Source organism: Kitasatospora sp. NPDC034533, assembly GCF_055575155.1.
This window is the reverse complement of record NZ_JBVITE010000034.1, coordinates 33,956-50,316: the sequence shown is the minus strand read 5'-3', so window position 1 is coordinate 50,316 and position 16,361 is coordinate 33,956. Positions and strand designations below refer to the sequence as shown.

General features: G+C 74.5%; 8 protein-coding genes and 1 pseudogene. 3 read left to right on the top strand and 6 right to left on the bottom strand.

The window, feature by feature from the left end; genetic code table 11:
- Positions 1 to 4: 4 nt before the first annotated feature.
- The 4 genes from ACZ55U_RS22885 to ACZ55U_RS22870 all read right to left on the bottom strand — a co-directional run bounded on the left by ACZ55U_RS22885 (position 5) and on the right by ACZ55U_RS22870 (position 5,175).
- Positions 5 to 1,018 (bottom strand): carbohydrate ABC transporter permease, encoded by a 1,014-nt coding sequence (locus ACZ55U_RS22885; RefSeq protein WP_465528365.1) that lies wholly within the window; start codon positions 1,016 to 1,018, stop codon positions 5 to 7.
- Positions 1,019 to 1,043: 25 nt separating this feature from the next.
- The gene (locus ACZ55U_RS22880) at positions 1,044 to 2,399 is read right to left on the bottom strand and encodes an ABC transporter substrate-binding protein (protein WP_465528363.1); all 1,356 of its coding nucleotides are present in this window, start codon (positions 2,397 to 2,399) and stop codon (positions 1,044 to 1,046) included.
- A gap of 162 nt (positions 2,400 to 2,561) precedes the next feature.
- Complete coding sequence (locus ACZ55U_RS22875; RefSeq protein WP_465528361.1) at positions 2,562 to 3,752, bottom strand: ROK family transcriptional regulator; 1,191 nt, start codon at positions 3,750 to 3,752, stop codon at positions 2,562 to 2,564.
- A gap of 244 nt (positions 3,753 to 3,996) precedes the next feature.
- Complete coding sequence (locus ACZ55U_RS22870; protein WP_465528359.1) at positions 3,997 to 5,175, bottom strand: mechanosensitive ion channel family protein; 1,179 nt, start codon at positions 5,173 to 5,175, stop codon at positions 3,997 to 3,999.
- A 473-nt stretch (positions 5,176 to 5,648) separates the two neighbouring features.
- Between ACZ55U_RS22870 and ACZ55U_RS22865 the strand changes: the two are divergent.
- Positions 5,649 to 6,158, top strand: a pseudogene (locus ACZ55U_RS22865) (HNH endonuclease); the annotation flags it as partial.
- 338 nt (positions 6,159 to 6,496) lie between these two features.
- On the opposite strand, the gene ACZ55U_RS22860 reads toward ACZ55U_RS22865, so the two are convergent.
- Positions 6,497 to 10,447: a beta-N-acetylglucosaminidase domain-containing protein gene (locus ACZ55U_RS22860; protein ID WP_465528357.1), complete on the bottom strand. Its 3,951-nt coding sequence runs from the start codon at positions 10,445 to 10,447 to the stop codon at positions 6,497 to 6,499.
- A 574-nt stretch (positions 10,448 to 11,021) separates the two neighbouring features.
- Here ACZ55U_RS22860 and malQ point away from each other — a divergent pair.
- Together malQ and ACZ55U_RS22850 are read left to right on the top strand one after the other, a co-directional pair.
- Positions 11,022 to 13,097: a 4-alpha-glucanotransferase gene (gene malQ / locus ACZ55U_RS22855; protein ID WP_465528426.1), complete on the top strand. Its 2,076-nt coding sequence runs from the start codon at positions 11,022 to 11,024 to the stop codon at positions 13,095 to 13,097.
- A gap of 295 nt (positions 13,098 to 13,392) precedes the next feature.
- Positions 13,393 to 13,620 (top strand): hypothetical protein, encoded by a 228-nt coding sequence (locus ACZ55U_RS22850; RefSeq protein WP_030062611.1) that lies wholly within the window; start codon positions 13,393 to 13,395, stop codon positions 13,618 to 13,620.
- A gap of 76 nt (positions 13,621 to 13,696) precedes the next feature.
- Here the strand turns inward: ACZ55U_RS22850 and pepN are convergent, their stop codons facing one another.
- Positions 13,697 to 16,276 carry an aminopeptidase N gene (gene pepN / locus ACZ55U_RS22845; RefSeq protein WP_465528355.1) on the bottom strand — a complete coding sequence of 860 codons (2,580 nt, stop codon included), beginning with the start codon at positions 16,274 to 16,276 and terminating at the stop codon, positions 13,697 to 13,699.
- Between the last annotated feature and the right edge of the window lie 85 nt (positions 16,277 to 16,361).

Genomic DNA, 16,361 nt, shown 5'->3' with positions numbered 1-16,361 from the left:
GCCGCTAGTCGTCGCTCGCCATGAAGCCGGAGCGGCGGCGGAGCAGGATCGAGGTGACGGCCATCGAGATGCCGAACAGCACCAGGGCGACGACGCAGGCCGCGCCGTAGTTGTAGCTCTGGAAGCCGAGCTTGTAGACCAGCTGCGGCAGGGTCCAGGTGGAGCCGCCCGGGAATCCGGGCTCGAACTGCTGCCCGGAGTTGCCGGCGATGCCGCTGGCGACCTTCCCGGCGACGAAGGCCTGGGTGTAGTACTGCATGGTCTGGATCACCCCGGTGACCACCGCGAACATGATGATCGGCGAGATGTTCGGCAGCGTGACGTACCGGAAGCGGTGGAAGGGGCCGGCGCCGTCCAGCTCGGCCGCCTCGTACTGCTCCTTGGGGACGTCCAGCAGCGAGGCCATGAAGATGACCATCAGGTCGCCGACGCCCCACATGGCGAGCAGGGTGAGCGCGGGCTTGGACCAGTCCTCGGAGGCGAACCAGCCGGGCTGCGGCAGGCCGAGGTCGCCGAGCAGGTGGTTGACCGGGCCGGTGCCGGGGTTGAACAGGAAGGCGAAGGCCACGGTCGCGGCCACCGGCGGGGCCAGGTAGGGCAGGTAGAACGCGGTGCGGAAGAAGCCCGAGCCGGTCTTCACCTTGGTGATGAGCATCCCGATGCCCAGGCCGAAGGCGACCCGCAGGCTCACCATCACGACGACCAGCCACAGGGTGTTGCGCAGGCCCTGCCAGAACGTCGGCAGTTGGTTGAAGACGTAGTCCCAGTTCTTCAGGCCGTTGAAGCTCGGGGAGCCGAAGCCGTTGTAGGAGGTGAAGGAGAAGTAGGCGGTGGAGATCAGCGGGTAGGCGAAGAAGACGCTGAACCCGATCAGCCAGGGGGAGAGGAAGGCGAGGGTGCGGGCCGCCTCCCGGCGGCGCTTGCGGCGCAGCAGGTGCTGCGTGCCGGGCGCCGCCGGGCCGGTGGGACCCGAGTCGGCCCTGTCGTTCCCCTTGCGGGTGCCGAACGCGAGTGACATGGGAGCTCCGTGGACCGTTCCCGGGCTACTTGACCTGGGCGATGTCGGTGTCGATCTGCTTGGCCGCGGCGGTCAGGCCCGCCTGGAGGTCGGTCTGCTTGCCGGACTCGTAGTCGTAGCCGAGGTTCTGCAGGGTGACGATGTAGGCGCCGCCGTTGGCGGCCGGCGGGGTGGTGCCGGAGTGGGAGTTCCTGGCGACGTCCAGGAAGGTCTTGAAGTTCTGGTCGCTCACCAGCTTCGGCGAGTCCAGCGCGGCGAAGGTGCTCGGCACGTTGTGGATGGCGTTGGCGAAGCTCACCACCGCGTCGGTGTCCGTCGTCAGGTACTTGACGAACTCCCAGGCCGCCGCCTGCTTCTTGCTGGTGCTGGCGATGCCGACGATGGTGCCGGTCTGGTAGCCGCGGCCGTAGGTGTCGGCCTGGTCGTCCGGGACGGGGAAGGGGGCGGTGGCCCACTCGAAGTCGGGCTTGTCCTCGGCGAGCGAGGCGGTGCGCCACTCACCGTCGAGGGCCATCGCCACCTGGCCGGTGTGGAAGGGGTTCTTGGCGCTGAACTCCTCGCCGAAGGTCGAGCGGAACTTGTCCAGCTTGGCGTAGCCGCCGAGCTGGTCGACCAGGCCCTTCTGCCACTTGAGCATCGCGGCGACCTTCGGGTCGGTGGCGATGGACGACTTGCCGTCGGCGCCGAAGTAGGCGGCGCCGTACTGGCCGAGGTAGTGCTCGGTGGTGGACTCGTAGCCGTGGTACAGCGGCATGAAGCCGAGCTGCTTGTACGAGTCGCCGTCGGCGATGGTCAGCTTGGCGGCCGCGTCGGCGAACTCGCTGAAGGTCTTCGGGGGGTTGGCGATGCCGGCGGCGGCGAAGGCCTTCTTGTTGTAGTACAGGCCGTACGCGTCGCCGAGCAGCGGCAGCGAGCACTGGTTGCCCTTGAACTGGGTGTAGTCGAGCATCGCGGACGGGAAGGTCTTGGCCGCGTCGATGCCGCTCTTCTCGAGCATCGGCTTGAGGTCGACGAAGGCCTTGGTCGAGCAGAACATGCCGACGTTGTTGGTGGTGAAGGAGGACACCACGTCCGGCGCGGTGTCACCGCCGGCCCGCAGCGCCTGGTTGACCTTGTCGTCCGGGATGTTGCCCACGGCCTTGACGTGGATGTTGGGGTGGGCCTTCTCGAAGGCGGCGATGTTGTCGTTGATCGCCTTGGTCTCGGTCTCCTGGCTCCAACCGTGCCAGAAGGTGATGGTGACGTCCTTGCCGCCGGCCGACTCGTCGTTGCCGCCCGAGTCGCCGGAGCCGGTGCAGGCGGAGGCGAGCAGGGCCAGGACGGCGCTGCCGGCGAGGGCGGCGACGGTGCGGCGGCCTCTGCGGGAGGTGGTGGCGTGCACTTCGGGGTCCTCCTGGGGGTGCGCGGGCAGGCCTCATTGCCTCGGGTCCCGCGATCGGGGGTTGGGGGAGAGGTGGGTGCAGGTGGAGCCGTGGAGCCAGGTGACAGGGGGAGCGTCGGTGGGCGGGCGGGGCGTGGTCGGGAGCAGGCGGTGGGCGGAGCGTCAGTGGGTGGAGAAGACCGCCTCGCGGGCGTCGGACAGGGCACGTTGCAGGGCGCCGAGCAGGACGGGTGAGCCGGGCAGGGCGCTGCTGCGCACCTGCGGCCGGGCGATCGAGACCCGCGCCAACTCGTCCTCGACCAGCGCCCGCAGGCGCTCGCCGCCCGCCGTCGGCACCACGCCGGAGAGGACCACCAACTGGGGGTCGACGACGGCGACGATCACCGCCAGCCCGACGGCGAGCCGCCCGGCCAGCTCGGCGAGGAAGGCGTCGCCGGCGCCCGGGGTGGCCAGCGCCCTGGCGATCGACTCCTGGGCGGTGGCCGCACCGAGCCCGTGCTCACGGGCCAGGACCCGGACGGCGGGCGCGCCGACCAGGGCCTGGAAGCCGCCGAACTTGCGGCGGCGGGCGTCCCACTCGACCGGGGAGTCGGGCAGCGGCATGTAGCCGACCTCCCCGGCGCCGCCGGTGAAGCCGCGGTGCAGCCGCCCGGCGATCACGATCGCCGCGCCGACTCCCGCCCCGGCCCAGAGCAGGACGAAGTCCTCGAAGCCGGCCGCGGCGCCGGAGGAGCGCTCGGCGACGGCGGCCAGGTTCACGTCGTTCTCGATCGACACCGGCGCGCCGATCGCCTCCGTCAGCTCCTCGACCAGCCGCGGCGAGTGCCAGCCCGGCAGGTGGGAGGCGTAGCGCAGCTTGCCGGTGACCGGGTCGGGGGCGCCGCCGAGCCCGATCGCGGCGGTGCGCAGGCCGCCCGCGGGGATCCCGGCGGCCCGGGCCGCCTCGGCCACCGCGGCGGCGACCGCCGGAACGGTCCCGGCGGCCGGCACGCCCTTGGTCGGCACGGCGTGCTCGGTCAGCGTGCTGCCGGTGATGTCGGCGATCGCGACCCGGATCTCGCTGTTGGTGACGTCCAGCCCGGCGACGTACCCGGCGGCCGGATTCACCTGGTACAGCTGGGCGTTGGGCCCGGGGCCGCCCGCCGTGGTGCCGACCGGCAGGACCAGCCCGGCCGCCTCCAGCCGGGCCAGCAACTGCGAGGCGGTGGGCTTGGACAGCCCGGTGAGCGCGCCGATCTGGGTGCGCGAGAGCGGCCCGTTCTCCAGCAGCAGTTCGAGGGCGGCGCGGTCGTTGATGGCCCGCAGCAGGCTGGGGGTGCCGGCGAGGGGGGCCTTGGCGGTGCTCTTGGTCATGCCCGGAATCCTCCTCTTTCGGCTGGTCGGGCGAACGGGCGGGAAGGCCGGGAAAGGGGCCGGGCGAACTGTTAGGAAACTTTCCAGTCGCTTGGGAAGGACCGTAAGGGCCGCCTCAGCGGGGTGTCAATGGCCGGTGGAGCGGAGGATGCCGAAGCGTTACCCGCCGGCACCCGGACAGCACGGAGCCCCGCTCCCACCGTGGGGGAGCGGGGCTCTCGTCCGCGTCCGGACGGCCGGACCGCTACGGCTTCGCCGCGTCGTCCGGGCCCTTCGCCGCCGGGATCGGCTCCGTCGCCCGGTAGCGCGGGGAGGCGGGGTCGGCGAGCGCGGAGGGCGCGGTCTGCTCGGCGGCCGGCGCCGGCGAGGGGGCGATCACCACTCCGGTCGCCCCAGCCGCCGGCGCCGCCGGGGCCTCCTCCTTGACCTTGATCCCGGCCTGGTCGAAGGCGATCTTCAGCCGCTGGCGCAGCGCCCGCGACACCGAGGCCGCCTTGCCCGGCGCGGTCCGGGCCTCGACCCGCAGCACCACCGACTCCGGGGCGACCGACTCCACGCCCAGGATCGACACCGGCGCCCAGATCAGCTCGTCGTACGGCGCCTCCTTGGCCATCTCCTCGGCCGTCGCCAGGATCAGCTCCTCGACCCGGACCAGGTCCTCCTTGTACCCGACCTGCACGTCCACCGAGGCGGTCGCCCAGCCCTGGCTCATGTTGGCGATCCGCTTCACCTCGCCGTTGCGGATGTACCAGATCTCGCCGTTCGCACCGCGCAGCTTGGTCACCCGCAGGCCGACCTCCAGCACCGTGCCGGTGGCCACCCCGGTGTCGATCTCGTCGCCGACGCCGTACTGGTCCTCCATGATCATGAAGACCCCGGAGAGGAAGTCGGTGACCAGGTTGCGGGCGCCGAAACCGATCGCCACACCGGCGACACCGGCGCTCGCCAGCAGCGGCGCCAGGTTCACCCCCAGCGCGGACAGCACCATCAGCGCCGCCGTGCCCAGGATGGTGAACGAGGCCACGCTGCGCAGCACCGAGCCGATCGCCTCCGAGCGCTGCTGGCGCCGCTCGGTGTTCACCACCCCGGTGTTGGCCAGCAGGCCGCCCAGCCGGCTCTCCTCCTGGGTCTCCGAGGTGCGGGCCATCCGCCCGATCAGCTGGGTGATGAGCTTGCGCACCACCGCCCGCAGCACCAGGGCCAGCACGATGATGAAGACGATCCGCAGCCCGCCGGCCAGCCAGCCCTGCCAGTGGGTGTCGAACCAGCTGGCGGCCTGCCGGGTGGTGTCCGAGACCTCCTGCGCGCTGGTCGGTATCCGCAGGTCGAGCTCCGGCAGCTGCGCGGTCGGGCTCGGGGCCGGTGTCGGGTTGGCGAGCGTCTGGGACGCGTCGGACGGGCCGGTGGCACCGGAGCTGAACACGTGCGGACCTTCCTGGCTGGGTGCGTGTCGGGCCCGCACCGCCGGCAAGCGGCCCGCGGACCGTGCGTTCCAGCCTATCCGCCCCCGCGCACCCGCCCGGACACGCCGGGAGGGCGTACGGGCTCTTCCGGACGCCCCGTCAACGCAACCGCGCGCTCCCCCCTGAGTGGGGTTCCGGGGAGTCCCCGGCCGGTCCGGCACTGCTCCGGACGGCCGAACCGCGCACCCCGGAGGGCCACCCGGCACCGCCGCCGCGGCGGGCCGCACCGCCACCCGGGTGCAACCCGACCGCCCCCCGGGCATACCGGCTATGACGGAGACCACACCCGGAGTTCACCTCAGGTCCGTTACACAGGAGTGGTGGCGCCGTACAAAGTCGTAAGGCGACACTGGGGGAGATCGCGCACGAGTGGCGCGATCCCACCGCTCGTCCCGGCGCGAGCCACGCGCCGCAGGCGTCCAAGGAGGCATCCGTGCCGCATGTCCTGGTCCTCAACGCGTCCTACGAGCCACTCGGCGTCGTATCGATGCGCCGCGCACTCATCCTGGTCCTCAACCACAAGGCGGTCAGCCTGGAGGACTCGGAAGTCACTCTGCACAGCGCCACCAGCGCCCTTCCGGCGCCGTCCGTCGTCCGTCTGACCCGTTTCGTGCGGGTCCCGTTCTGCGGGCCCGTCCCGCTCACCCGCCGGGCGCTGTTCGCCCGCGACCACGGCCGCTGCGTCTACTGCGGGGCCGCCGCCACCAGCGTCGACCACGTCATCCCGCGCAGCCGCGGTGGCCAGCACCGGTGGGACAACGTGGTGGCGGCCTGCCGCCGCTGCAACCACACCAAGGCCGACCGCCACCTGACCGAACTCGGCTGGCGGATGAAACGACCACCCGCGCCGCCCAGCGGCCTGGCCTGGCGCATCATCGGCACCGGGATCAAGGACCCGCGCTGGCGGCCCTACCTGGAACCCTACGGCGGTGCGGACCAGCTGCGCGCGCCGCAGTGGGGGGAGTACGAGCACCGCGACCACACCGAGCAGCCGGCCCACCCCGTCCCGCTCGGCCGGGCGCACCCCGCCCATTCCGCCCCCGTCCGCCGCGGTGAGCAGCCCGAACCGCTCTCCGCCTGACCGCAGCTCCACAAGGGCCCGCCCGTCACACCGTCGGTACGCGCCTCATGGGCCGCCGAGCCCCCCGCACCGGGGAGCCGGCGGCCCGCCGCGTTCCGGCCGCGTTCTCCCGCCGCGTTCCGGCCGCGTTCCGACGGGTTCCGGCGCCGTCCCGCCGCCTTCGGCAGCGGTCCCGCCCGGGCCCGCCACCACCCGGCCGGCTACCGCCCGGCCGCCTGCGGGCGCACCGCGAGCGAGGCCGGGGTGCCGCCCGACTGGGCCGACCCGGCCGGGGGCTGGGGCGTCGTCGGCGTCGTCGGGCCGGCCGGGGCGGCCGGGGCGGCCGGGGCTGTCGGCGTCGTCGGCGCGGTCACCGCGTACAGCTCGACGCCCCACAGCGAGTAGCCGTACTTGGTGGCCCGCGCCACGCCCTGCACCCGGACGAAGCGCGCGCCGGGCGCGTCGAAGCGCACCGTCTCGTCACCGCCCTTGCCGTTGTCCACCGTCGCCGCGTCCGTCCAGGTGTTCCCGTCCGCCGAGACCTGGATCCGGTACGAGGAGGCGTACGCGGCCTGCCAGTGCAGCACCGCCGCGCCCAGCCGGGTCGCCTGCGGCAGTTCCAGCCGCACCCAGGCGTCGTCCTTGGCCGGCGAGGACCAGCGGGTCTTGGGGTCACCGTCGGTGACCGCCGAGGCCGGGAAGTCCGCCGTCTCGTCGCCCGAGGAGGTGGCCTTGGCGCCGACCGCGAGGTCGGGCCCGCCGGTGGGCGGCACCACGTGCACCTGGAGGACCTGCCGGACGGTGGTGCCGCCGGAGACGAACTGCACCGGCACCCGGTACGTCCCGGACGGCGTGTCCGCGGCGGCCGAGACCAGCAGCGGCACCCCCACCCGGCCGCCGCGCGGCACGCTCACCGGGCCGGCCGGGGTGACGGTCAGGCCCTTGGCGGCGGCCGGCACCTCGGTGCGCAGCTCGCCGGTGGTGCCCTCGGGCCGCCCGGCCTCCAGGGTGGCCCGGGTCTGGACGGGCGAGGCCGCGCCGGTCACCACGTCCAGGGCCGGGTCGGCGAGGTTGAGCCGGGCCGCCGGGGCGTCCGCGTACCAGGGGATCACCTGGTTGACGACCGGCGGGTCGCCGCCGGGCTTCCAGGTCAGCCGGAACGCGTCGGCGGGCTGGCCGCCGGCCGGCAGCTCGTTGTAGCCGGGCTGCACGGTGCCGATGTCGGCCCAGGTGCCGTCGGACCGGCGCACCGCCGCGGTGGCGGTGGCGTGGACGCTGGGGTCGGTCAGCACGGTGAGGCGGTCCAGCGGACGGGCCGCGCCGAGTTCGACGGTGAGCGGCTCGTCCTGTGCGGTCGGCGCCTTGGCGGCCCGGTAGGCGGTGTCCGGGTTGCCGTCCAGCACGGCGGCGGCGGAGGAGCCGGGCAGTGCGTCGGGGCCGCCGCTGACGCTGGCCGGGGAGTCCTCCGGGGCGGTCACGGTGAACTCGCGCACCGCGACGGCGGTCTTCTGCGCGGCGGTGGCCCGCAGCCGCACCGCCCGGACCACCGTGCCGGGCGGGAGGTGGCCGCTGACCGTCTTCTGGTTCCTGACGGTGGCGAGCTGCTTCCAGCCGCCCTCGCCGGTGGAGTACTCCAGGACGCCGTCGCGGATGTAGTCGTCGACGGCGGTCCGGGCGTCCGGACCGTCGCCCCAGCCGCCCATCAGCACGGTCACGTCGCTGACCGGGCGGCCCGCGCCGAGGTCCAGGCCGACCGCGTCGCCTGGCTGCGGGGGAGCGGAGCTCCAGTAGAAGGTGTCGGCCAAGCCGTCGGCCATCAGCGCGGGCAGGTGGTCCTGCGCGGTGCCCATGGTGGTGGTCGGGGTGAGCGCGCCGCCGCCCACGCCGGACCAGTTGTCGGCGGCGCGCACGGCGCGCTCCAGGAACGGGCCGAGCACCCCGGCGCCGACGGTGGCCGGGGCCCGGTCCAGCTGCTCGCGCAGCCGGTTGAGCTCGACCCGGGCCTTCCAGGCGGCGGCGCCGTCGCCGCCGTGCTGCGCCAGCAGCATGTCGAGGGCGGCCTGCCCGGCCAGCCCGTAGTCGCGCAGCGGGTCCAGCCAGGGCGCGGCCTCGCCGGCCAGCTGGGCGGTGGCCGGAGTGCCGGCCAGGGTCTGCCGGGCGGTGGCCATGGTGGCGAAGGCCTCCCGCAGCGGGGCGGCGGCCTCGATCAGCCTGGCGACGTCGGGGGCGGTGCCGGAGGTGGGCTCGGCCGCCGCCCAGAACCGGTCCAGCAGCGGCGCCAGGTAGCCGGACTCCTGCTTGGACAGCGGGGAGGAGGTGTTGTTCCCGGCCAGCGCGGTGACGGCGGACAGCGCCGTCCCGGCGGGCGTCGCGGCGGCGCCGGTCGGCCCGGCCAGCGAGCGCACGGCGGCCCGCCAGGACTCCTCGGGCTGGTAGCCGGCCGGGTTCCAGGCGAAGTCCCCGGCCGTGGCGAGGGCGATCCGGGAGGCCACCGGCTGGCGCATCGCGCCGGTCAGCAGCGCCGCCGAGCGGGTGGCCACCTCCGGGTCGCGCCCGGTGTAGGCGCCGAGGAAGAGCCGGTCCGGGCTGGCGTCGTTGACCGGGTAGTTGTCCATGGTGAGCAGCGGGTGCCCGTACAGCCCGGCGGTGTCGGAGGCCTGGGCGCCGGTGATCCTCTCCGGGATCACCCCGACCCCGCTCCAGGCCACCTGCACGCCCTCCGGCAGCGCCGCGGCCAGGGCCTTGCGGTACGGGGTGGAGCCCTGCTGGTGGTACTCGGTGGGGACGACCGACAGCGGCGCCAGGCCCGGGTTCTTCGCGATCAGCCGGTCCTGCACCTTGCGCACCAGCTCGGCCTGCGCCCTGGCGGCCGCGGCGGGCCCGGTGCCGTACTTGCCGCGGTCGCCGCCGCAGTGCCACTCGTCGTAGCTGACGTCCAGGAACTGGAGCTGGAAGGCGGTGAAGCCGAGGGCGCGCAGCCCGTCCAGCTTGGCCACCAGCGCGTCCACGTCCTTGCCGGAGCTGAAGCAGAAGGACTGCCCCGGGTCGATCGCGTAGCCGAGCGTGACGTGGTTCTGCCGCGCCCGCGCGCCCAGCTCGCGCAGCTCCTGGGCCTGGTCGGCCGGGTAGGGGGTGCGCCAGCGGGAGAGCCGGTACGGGTCGTCACCGGGGGCGTAGAGGTAGAAGTTCTGCTTGGAGCGGCCGAGGAAGTCGAGCTGCTCCAGCCGCTGCTGGGTGGTCCACGGGGTGCCGTAGAAGGCCTCCGCGGTGCCGCGCACGGGCGCGCCGGTCGGCCAGTCCCGCAGGGTGATCCCGGGCAGGCCGAGCCCGGCCGCCCCGGGGGCCTGCCCCTGCCCGGCCGGTACGGCGGCGAGCAGCTGCCGCAGGCTCTGCGCGGCGTAGAAGGTGCCGGTGGCGTCCGCGCCGGCCAGCACCACGGCGCCGTACGTCCCGCCGCCCTGGGCGGGCAGCTGACCGGCCGACAGCACGTACCCGCCGGGCGGCAGGCCCACGGGCGAGGGCGCGGCGCCGTCCTTGCCGCCGGCCGCGGCGGCCAACTGGCGCAGCACCCGGCCCGGTTCGCCGTCGGCGCCCTGGCCGACGTACACCACCAGCGAGCCGGCGGCCGGAGTCCCGGCGTCCGGCTGCGGCGTCACCTCGCTCGCCCCGGCGACCTCCAGCACCTCGCGGACGGCCCCGATCGCGGCGAAGTCCGCCTTGTCCCCGGTCACCAGCGTGACGGCCGACGGCACCGCGACGGGCTTGCCGGCCACGGTCTGCTGCTGCGGCTTCGGGAACACCCTGGGGTCGGTCACGCTGCCCAGCGGGGTCTGCGGCGCGGTGCTCACCACGGCGGGCGCCGAACCGACGGCGGGCGCGGAGCCGGCCGCGTGCGCCGTCGAGGGCAGCGAGCCGGCCAGCAGCCCGCCGACCACCGCCGCGGCGGCGACCCCGGCCGCGATCTGCATCGCCCGCCGGCCCGGCCGCCCGGCGGCCCGTCCCGCCGGCCGTTCCCCGCGCTCCGCCCGCTCCGCCCGTTCCTCGCGCACCGATGCCAACAGTGGCTCCGTTCCCTTGAGGTCGGCGATCAGCCGGTCCGCCGTCCGCGGCGCCAGCTGACGGCACGTCCGCGCCGTGGCCTGCCGCGCCGCCACCGCCGCGGGGTGGTGCACGACCTCGCGAAACGCCGCACTCTGCTCCAACTGCGACCGAAGCCGCCGCCCGGCCGCAACGGACACACGGGCTTGCACAGGAGCCTCCTCGCCAGGCCGGAACCACATCGTCGACAACCCCACCAGTCGGCCGATCAGGTGTCAACGCCGCCGACGGCTATGCCTGGTTTGCCCGTATTTGACCAGGCGTCGGACCGGGTGCCGGACCGGGCCCGGGAAGCGGCGGAGGCCGCCGCGCGGAGGGTGCCGACGGAGGCGCCGCAGCCGCTGTCGGCGCTGGTCCGGCACCGGTCCGCGGCGGATTCGGCGAGAGGGCTCAGAGCCGTGTCGGGGCGGGCGTCCAGCGCCGGTTCGGACCGGCCGCGCCAGCGTGGTGCCGGAAGGGCGCCCGACCCGGAGAAGCCGAGGGGCGGCGAGGTCCGGGCCCCCGGCCGTTGCGCCGGGGCGCCGTCGTGTCGCGCTGGGTGATCGAGGTGTCACCCGGGTAGGAAAGTGGTCGTCCTGACCGGGCGTAGCCGAGACAGCGCAGGAGCCGCGAGTGGCCGCTTACCACGACAGTGACGGAGCCGGGCAGGTGCCGGCGCAGGACGCCCCGCCGCCGCCCGCCGAACTGGTGGCGCTGGCGCGGGCGTACGGGGTGGACAGCCGGTACCCGGGGCCGGGCGGGCGGTCGGTGGGGGCGCGGACGCTGGTCGCGGTGCTGGCGGCGATGGGGGTGGCGGCCGGGACGCCGGAGGAGTCGGCGCGGGCGCTGGAGCGCCACCGGGCCGAGCAGCGGGACCGGTTGCTGCCGCCCTGCGTGGTGGTGCGGCAGGGGCGGCGCACCGCGCTGGACGTTCCCGCGGACGCCAGGCTGCACATCGAGCTGGAGGACGGCGGGAGTTGGGAACTGCCGAGGGGGCACTCGCACTGGGTGCCCGGCGACCTGCCGCTGGGGCGGCACGCGCTCACAGCCCACAGCGAGGGTCGGGCGGCCCGCGCCGCGCTGATCGTCGCCCCCGAGCGGCTGCCGCAACTCCCCGGCCGCGGCTGGGGGTTCCTCGCCCAGCTGTACTCGGTGCTGTCCGACCGCTCGTGGGGCATGGGCGACCTCGGCGACCTCGCCGAGCTGGCACAGTGGGCGGGCGCCGGCCTCGGCGCGGACTTCGTGCAGATCAACCCGCTGCACGCGGGCCTGCCCACCCGCCCGTCCGACCCCTCCCCGTACCGCCCCTCCTCCCGCCGCTTCGCCGACCCGGTGCACCTGAGGATCGAGGCCGTCCCCGAGTACGCGTACCTGGACGGCGACCGGCACGACCAGGCCGAGGAGCTGACCCGCCGCGCCGCCCGGCTGCGCGACGAGGTGCTCGGCCACGACGGGCTGATCGACCGCGACGCCGTCTGGCGGCTCAAGCGCGAGGCCCTGGAGCTGCTGCACGAGGTGCCGCGCGGCCCCGGCCGGCAGGCGGCCTACGAGGCGTACCTGCGGCGCGAGGGGAAGTGGCTGCGCCGGCACGCCCTGTGGAACGCCCTGGCCGAGAGGCACGGACCCGACTGGCACCACTGGCCGAAGGGGCTGCGTCACCCGGACGGCCCACAGATCGGGCAGGCGGAGAAGGAGCTCGGGGACCGGGTCGAGTTCCACCGCTGGCTCGCCTGGCAGGTCGACCAGCAGCTCGGCGCCGCCCAGCGCGCCGCCCGCGAGGCCGGCATGGCGGTCGGCCTGATCCACGACCTGGCCGTCGGCGTCCACCCCGACGGCGCGGACGCCTGGGCCCTCCAGGACGTGCTGGCCGGCGGCATCGCGGTCGGCGCCCCGCCGGACGCCTTCAACGCCCACGGCCAGGACTGGGGCCTGCCGCCCTGGCGCCCGGACGCCCTCGCCGAGGCCGGCTACGCGCCGTACGCGGAGCTGCTGCGGGGCGTCGCCCGGCACGCCGGGGCCCTGCGGATCGACCACGTGATGGGCCTGTTCCGCCTCTGGTGGGTGCCGGCCGGGCACCCGCCCACCGAGGGCGCGTACGTCCGGTACGACGCGGAGGCGATGCTCGGGGTGCTGGCGCTGGAGGCGCACCGGGCCGGGACGGCGGTGATCGGCGAGGACCTCGGCACGGTCGAGCCGGGCGTGCGGGAGGAGCTGGCGGCGCGCGGCGTGCTCGGCACCTCCGTCCTCTGGTTCGAGCGGGACTGGCAGGGCGACGGAGCCGTCCTGCCCCCGGACCGCTGGCGGTCGGGCTGCCTGGCCACCCTCACCACCCACGACCTGCCCAGCACCGCCGCCCGGCTCTCGGGCGAGCACGTCGAACTGCGGCACCGGCTCGGGCTGCTGGCCCGGCCGCTGGGGGAGGAGCAGGAGCAGGCGGCGGCGGAGCTGGCCGACTGGCGGGCCGAGCTGACCCGGCTCGGGCTGCTCCGGCCGGGTGAGCCGCTGACGATGCCCGCGCTGTACGGCTTCCTGCGGGCGACCCCGGCCCGGCTGGTCGGCGTCTGGCTGCCGGACCTGGTCGGCGACCCGCGCCCGCAGAACCTGCCCGGCACCTGGGACCAGTACCCGAACTGGCGCCTCCCGGTCGCCGACGGCACCGGCGCCCCGGTCACCCTCGACCACCTCGCCGCCGCCCCCGCCGCCCGCTTCCTGGCCGAGCTCCTGGCCCCGCCCGGGCCGCGCTGACCCCCTGCCCCGCCCATCCGCGTCTGCCTCGGTCCTCACCCCACCTGGGGCCCGCTGCCCCTCCGCCCTTGCCGCACCCGCCCCACCTCCGGCCTCCCACCCCCCAGGCGGCAGGCCGGGGAAGGAGGCCGGGGCCGGGGACAGGGACGTGGGCCAGGGAAGGGCCCGGGGCCGCGAGGCAAGGGCGCGCCACCCCACCGCACAGCAAGGGGGCGCCACCCCCGCACCCAGGCGCCCCCGCCGCCAGCCCACCCCCGGCGCGCGCGCCCCCGTAAGCGGCGGGTAAGTTGGAAACGTGGACAAGAGGAACGCTTTGCGAGCCGGCGCGGTCTCCGCAACGGTCACGCTGATGATGCTGCTGTCGTCGCCCGCCATGGCCTTCACCAGGGACGACGGTGATGACCCCGGTGCCGGCCTGAGCGTCGGCCAGACCCTCGGCCTGTACGTGTTTCTCCCCCTCGTCGCCTTCGCGGTGATCGCCGGTCTGGCCGGCCTGCCGTACGGCAAGGGCAAGAAGAAGTAGCCACCCAGAACCCGCGGTACCCCGAAGGGGCGCCGGACGATCCCGTCCGGCGCCCCTTCGGGTCATCGGCGCACCGTCAGCGGGCCCCCGCCGCACGGTCGACCGCCTGGGCCTTGAGCGCTCGCTCGATGCCCGCCCGGGCCTCGACGACCTGGCGCCGCAGGGCCGGCGCCGGCTCGGCCGAGGCCAGCCACGCGTCGGTCGCCTCCAGCGTCCCGGCCGTCACCTGGAGCGACGGGTACAGCCCGCCGATGATCTGCTGCGAGATCTCGTGGCTGCGGGTCTCCCAGATGCCCTTCACCGCCGCGAAGTACTTCTCCGCGTACGGCGCGAGCAGCTCGCGCTGGTCGGACTGCTGGAAGCCGGTGATGACGGCGTCCTGCACGTAGTTCGTCAGCGTGTCCGACTCGACCACCGACGCCCAGGCCTCCGCCTTGGCCTCGGCGGTCGGCCGGGCGGCGCGGCAGGTGGCCGCGTGCTCCTGGCCGGCCGCGGTGTTGTCCCGCTCCAGCTCGGCCGCGATGGCGGCCTCGTCGGCCCGGCCGGTGGCGGCGAGCCGGGTGAGCAGGGTCCAGCGCAGCTCGGTGTCCACCGCGAGGCCCTTGAGCTCGACCGAGCCGTCCAGCAGCCCGGCGAGCAGCCCGAGCTGACCGTCCGTACGGGCGACCGAGGCCAGGGCGCGGGCCCAGGCCAGCTGGTGGTCGCTGCCGGGCTCGGCGGCGCGCAGGTGCTCCTCCGCGGCGGCGGCCCAGCGGGCGAGGCCCTGCTCGCGCCACTGCGGGTCGGCGTAGGCGTCGAGGGCGAGCTTGACCTGCCGCTGCACCGACTGCACCACGCCGATGTCGCTCTCGCGCCCGATGCCGGACAGCGCCAGCGACAGGTAGTCGCGGGCGGCCAGCTCGCCGTCGCGGGTCATGTCCCAGGCGGAGGCCCAGCACAGCGCGCGCGGCAGCGACTCGGTGAAGCCGCCGAGGTTCTCGGTGACGACGGCCAGCGAGGCCTCGTCCAGCCGGATCTTGGCGTACGAGAGGTCGTCGTCGTTGAGCAGCACGACGGCCGGGCGGTGCCGGCCGACCAGCTCGGGCACCTCGGTGCGCGGCCCGTCGACGTCCAGCTCGATCCGGTCGGTGCGCACCAGCGCGTCGCCGTCGAGCTCGTACAGGCCGATCGCGATCCGGTGCGGCCGCAGCACGGCCTCGCCCTTGGCGCCGGCGGGCAGCGCGGGGGCTTCCTGGAGCACCGCGAAGGACTCGATCCGCCCGTCGGCGTCCACGGTGACGGCGGGCCGCAGCACGTTGATGCCGGCGGTCTCCAGCCAGGCCTTGGACCAGGCCCTGAGGTCGCGGCCGCTGGCCTCCTCCAGGGCGCCGAGCAGGTCGCCGAGGCGGGTGTTGCCCCAGGCGTGGCGCTTGAAGTAGGCCTGCACGCCCTGGAAGAAGGCGTCCTGGCCGACGTACGCCACCAGCTGCTTGAGCACCGAGGCGCCCTTGGCGTAGGTGATGCCGTCGAAGTTGACCTGGACGTCCTCCAGGTCGTTGATGTCCGCCATGATCGGGTGGGTGGACGGCAGCTGGTCCTGCCGGTACGCCCAGGTCTTCATCTGGTTGGCGAAGGTGGTCCAGGAGTGCGGCCACCTGGAACCGGGGGCCTCGGCCTGGCAGACCGCCTCGGCGAAGGTCGCGAAGGACTCGTTGAGCCAGAGGTCGTTCCACCACTCCATGGTGACGAGGTCGCCGAACCACATGTGGGCGAGCTCGTGCAGGATCGTCGCGGCGCGGGCCTCGTACGCGGCGTCGGTGACCTTGGAGCGGAACACGTACTGGTCGCGCAGGGTGACGGCGCCCGCGTTCTCCATCGCGCCGGCGTTGAACTCCGGGACGAAGAGCTGGTCGTACTTGGCGAACGGGTACGGGTAGTCGAACTTCTCCTGGAAGTAGTCGAAGCCCTGCTTGGTGACCTCGAAGACGGCCTCCGGGTCCAGGAACTCGCGCAGCGAGGGCCGGCAGTAGATGCCCAGCGGCACGCGCTGCTCGCCCTTCTCGTAGGTGTCGAACACCCCGACGTAGGGCCCGGCGACGAGCGCGGTGATGTAGCTGGAGATCCGGCCGGTGGGCTCGAACCTCCAGACCCGGGTGTCCCCCTCGCCGGCCGGCTGCGGGGTGGGCGAGTTGGAGACCACGACCCAGCCCGCGGGCGCGGTCACGGTGAACGCGAACGTGGCCTTCAGGTCGGGCTGTTCGAAGTTGGCGAAGACCCGGCGGGCGTCCGGCACCTCGAACTGGCTGTACAGGTAGGTCTCGCCGTCGACCGGGTCGACGAACCGGTGCAGGCCCTCGCCGGTGTTGGTGTACTCGCAGTTCGCGACGACCCGCAGTTCGTTCTCGGCGGCCAGGCCCGGCAGCGGGATGCGGCTGTCGACGAAGCTCGCCGGGTCGAGCCGCTCGCCGTTGAGGGTGATCTCCTCGACGCTCGGGGCGACGAGGTCGATGAAGGTCTCCGCGCCGGGGGTGGTGGCGCTGAACCGGACCACGGTGGTGGACCGGAAGGTGCCGCCCTCACGGGCCGAGCCGAGGTCGAGCTCGATGTCGTACGCGTCCACGTGGAGGAGGTCGGCCCGGGTGCGGGCCTCCTCACGGGTCAGGTTTGTGCCGGGCACTCGCTGCACTCCTTCGTCAGGCTGATGGACGGAATCCTCGCACGTCCAACGTACGGGGCAGCCGGAAAATCACTGGCGGGGCGGG

Excerpts from the sequence above, each read along its gene's own strand:
- ACZ55U_RS22885 (WP_465528365.1), bottom strand. The coding sequence starts at position 1,018 with ATGTCACTCGCGTTCGGCACCCGCAAGGGGAACGACAGGGCCGACTCG.
- ACZ55U_RS22875 (WP_465528361.1), bottom strand. The coding sequence starts at position 3,752 with ATGACCAAGAGCACCGCCAAGGCCCCCCTCGCCGGCACCCCCAGCCTG.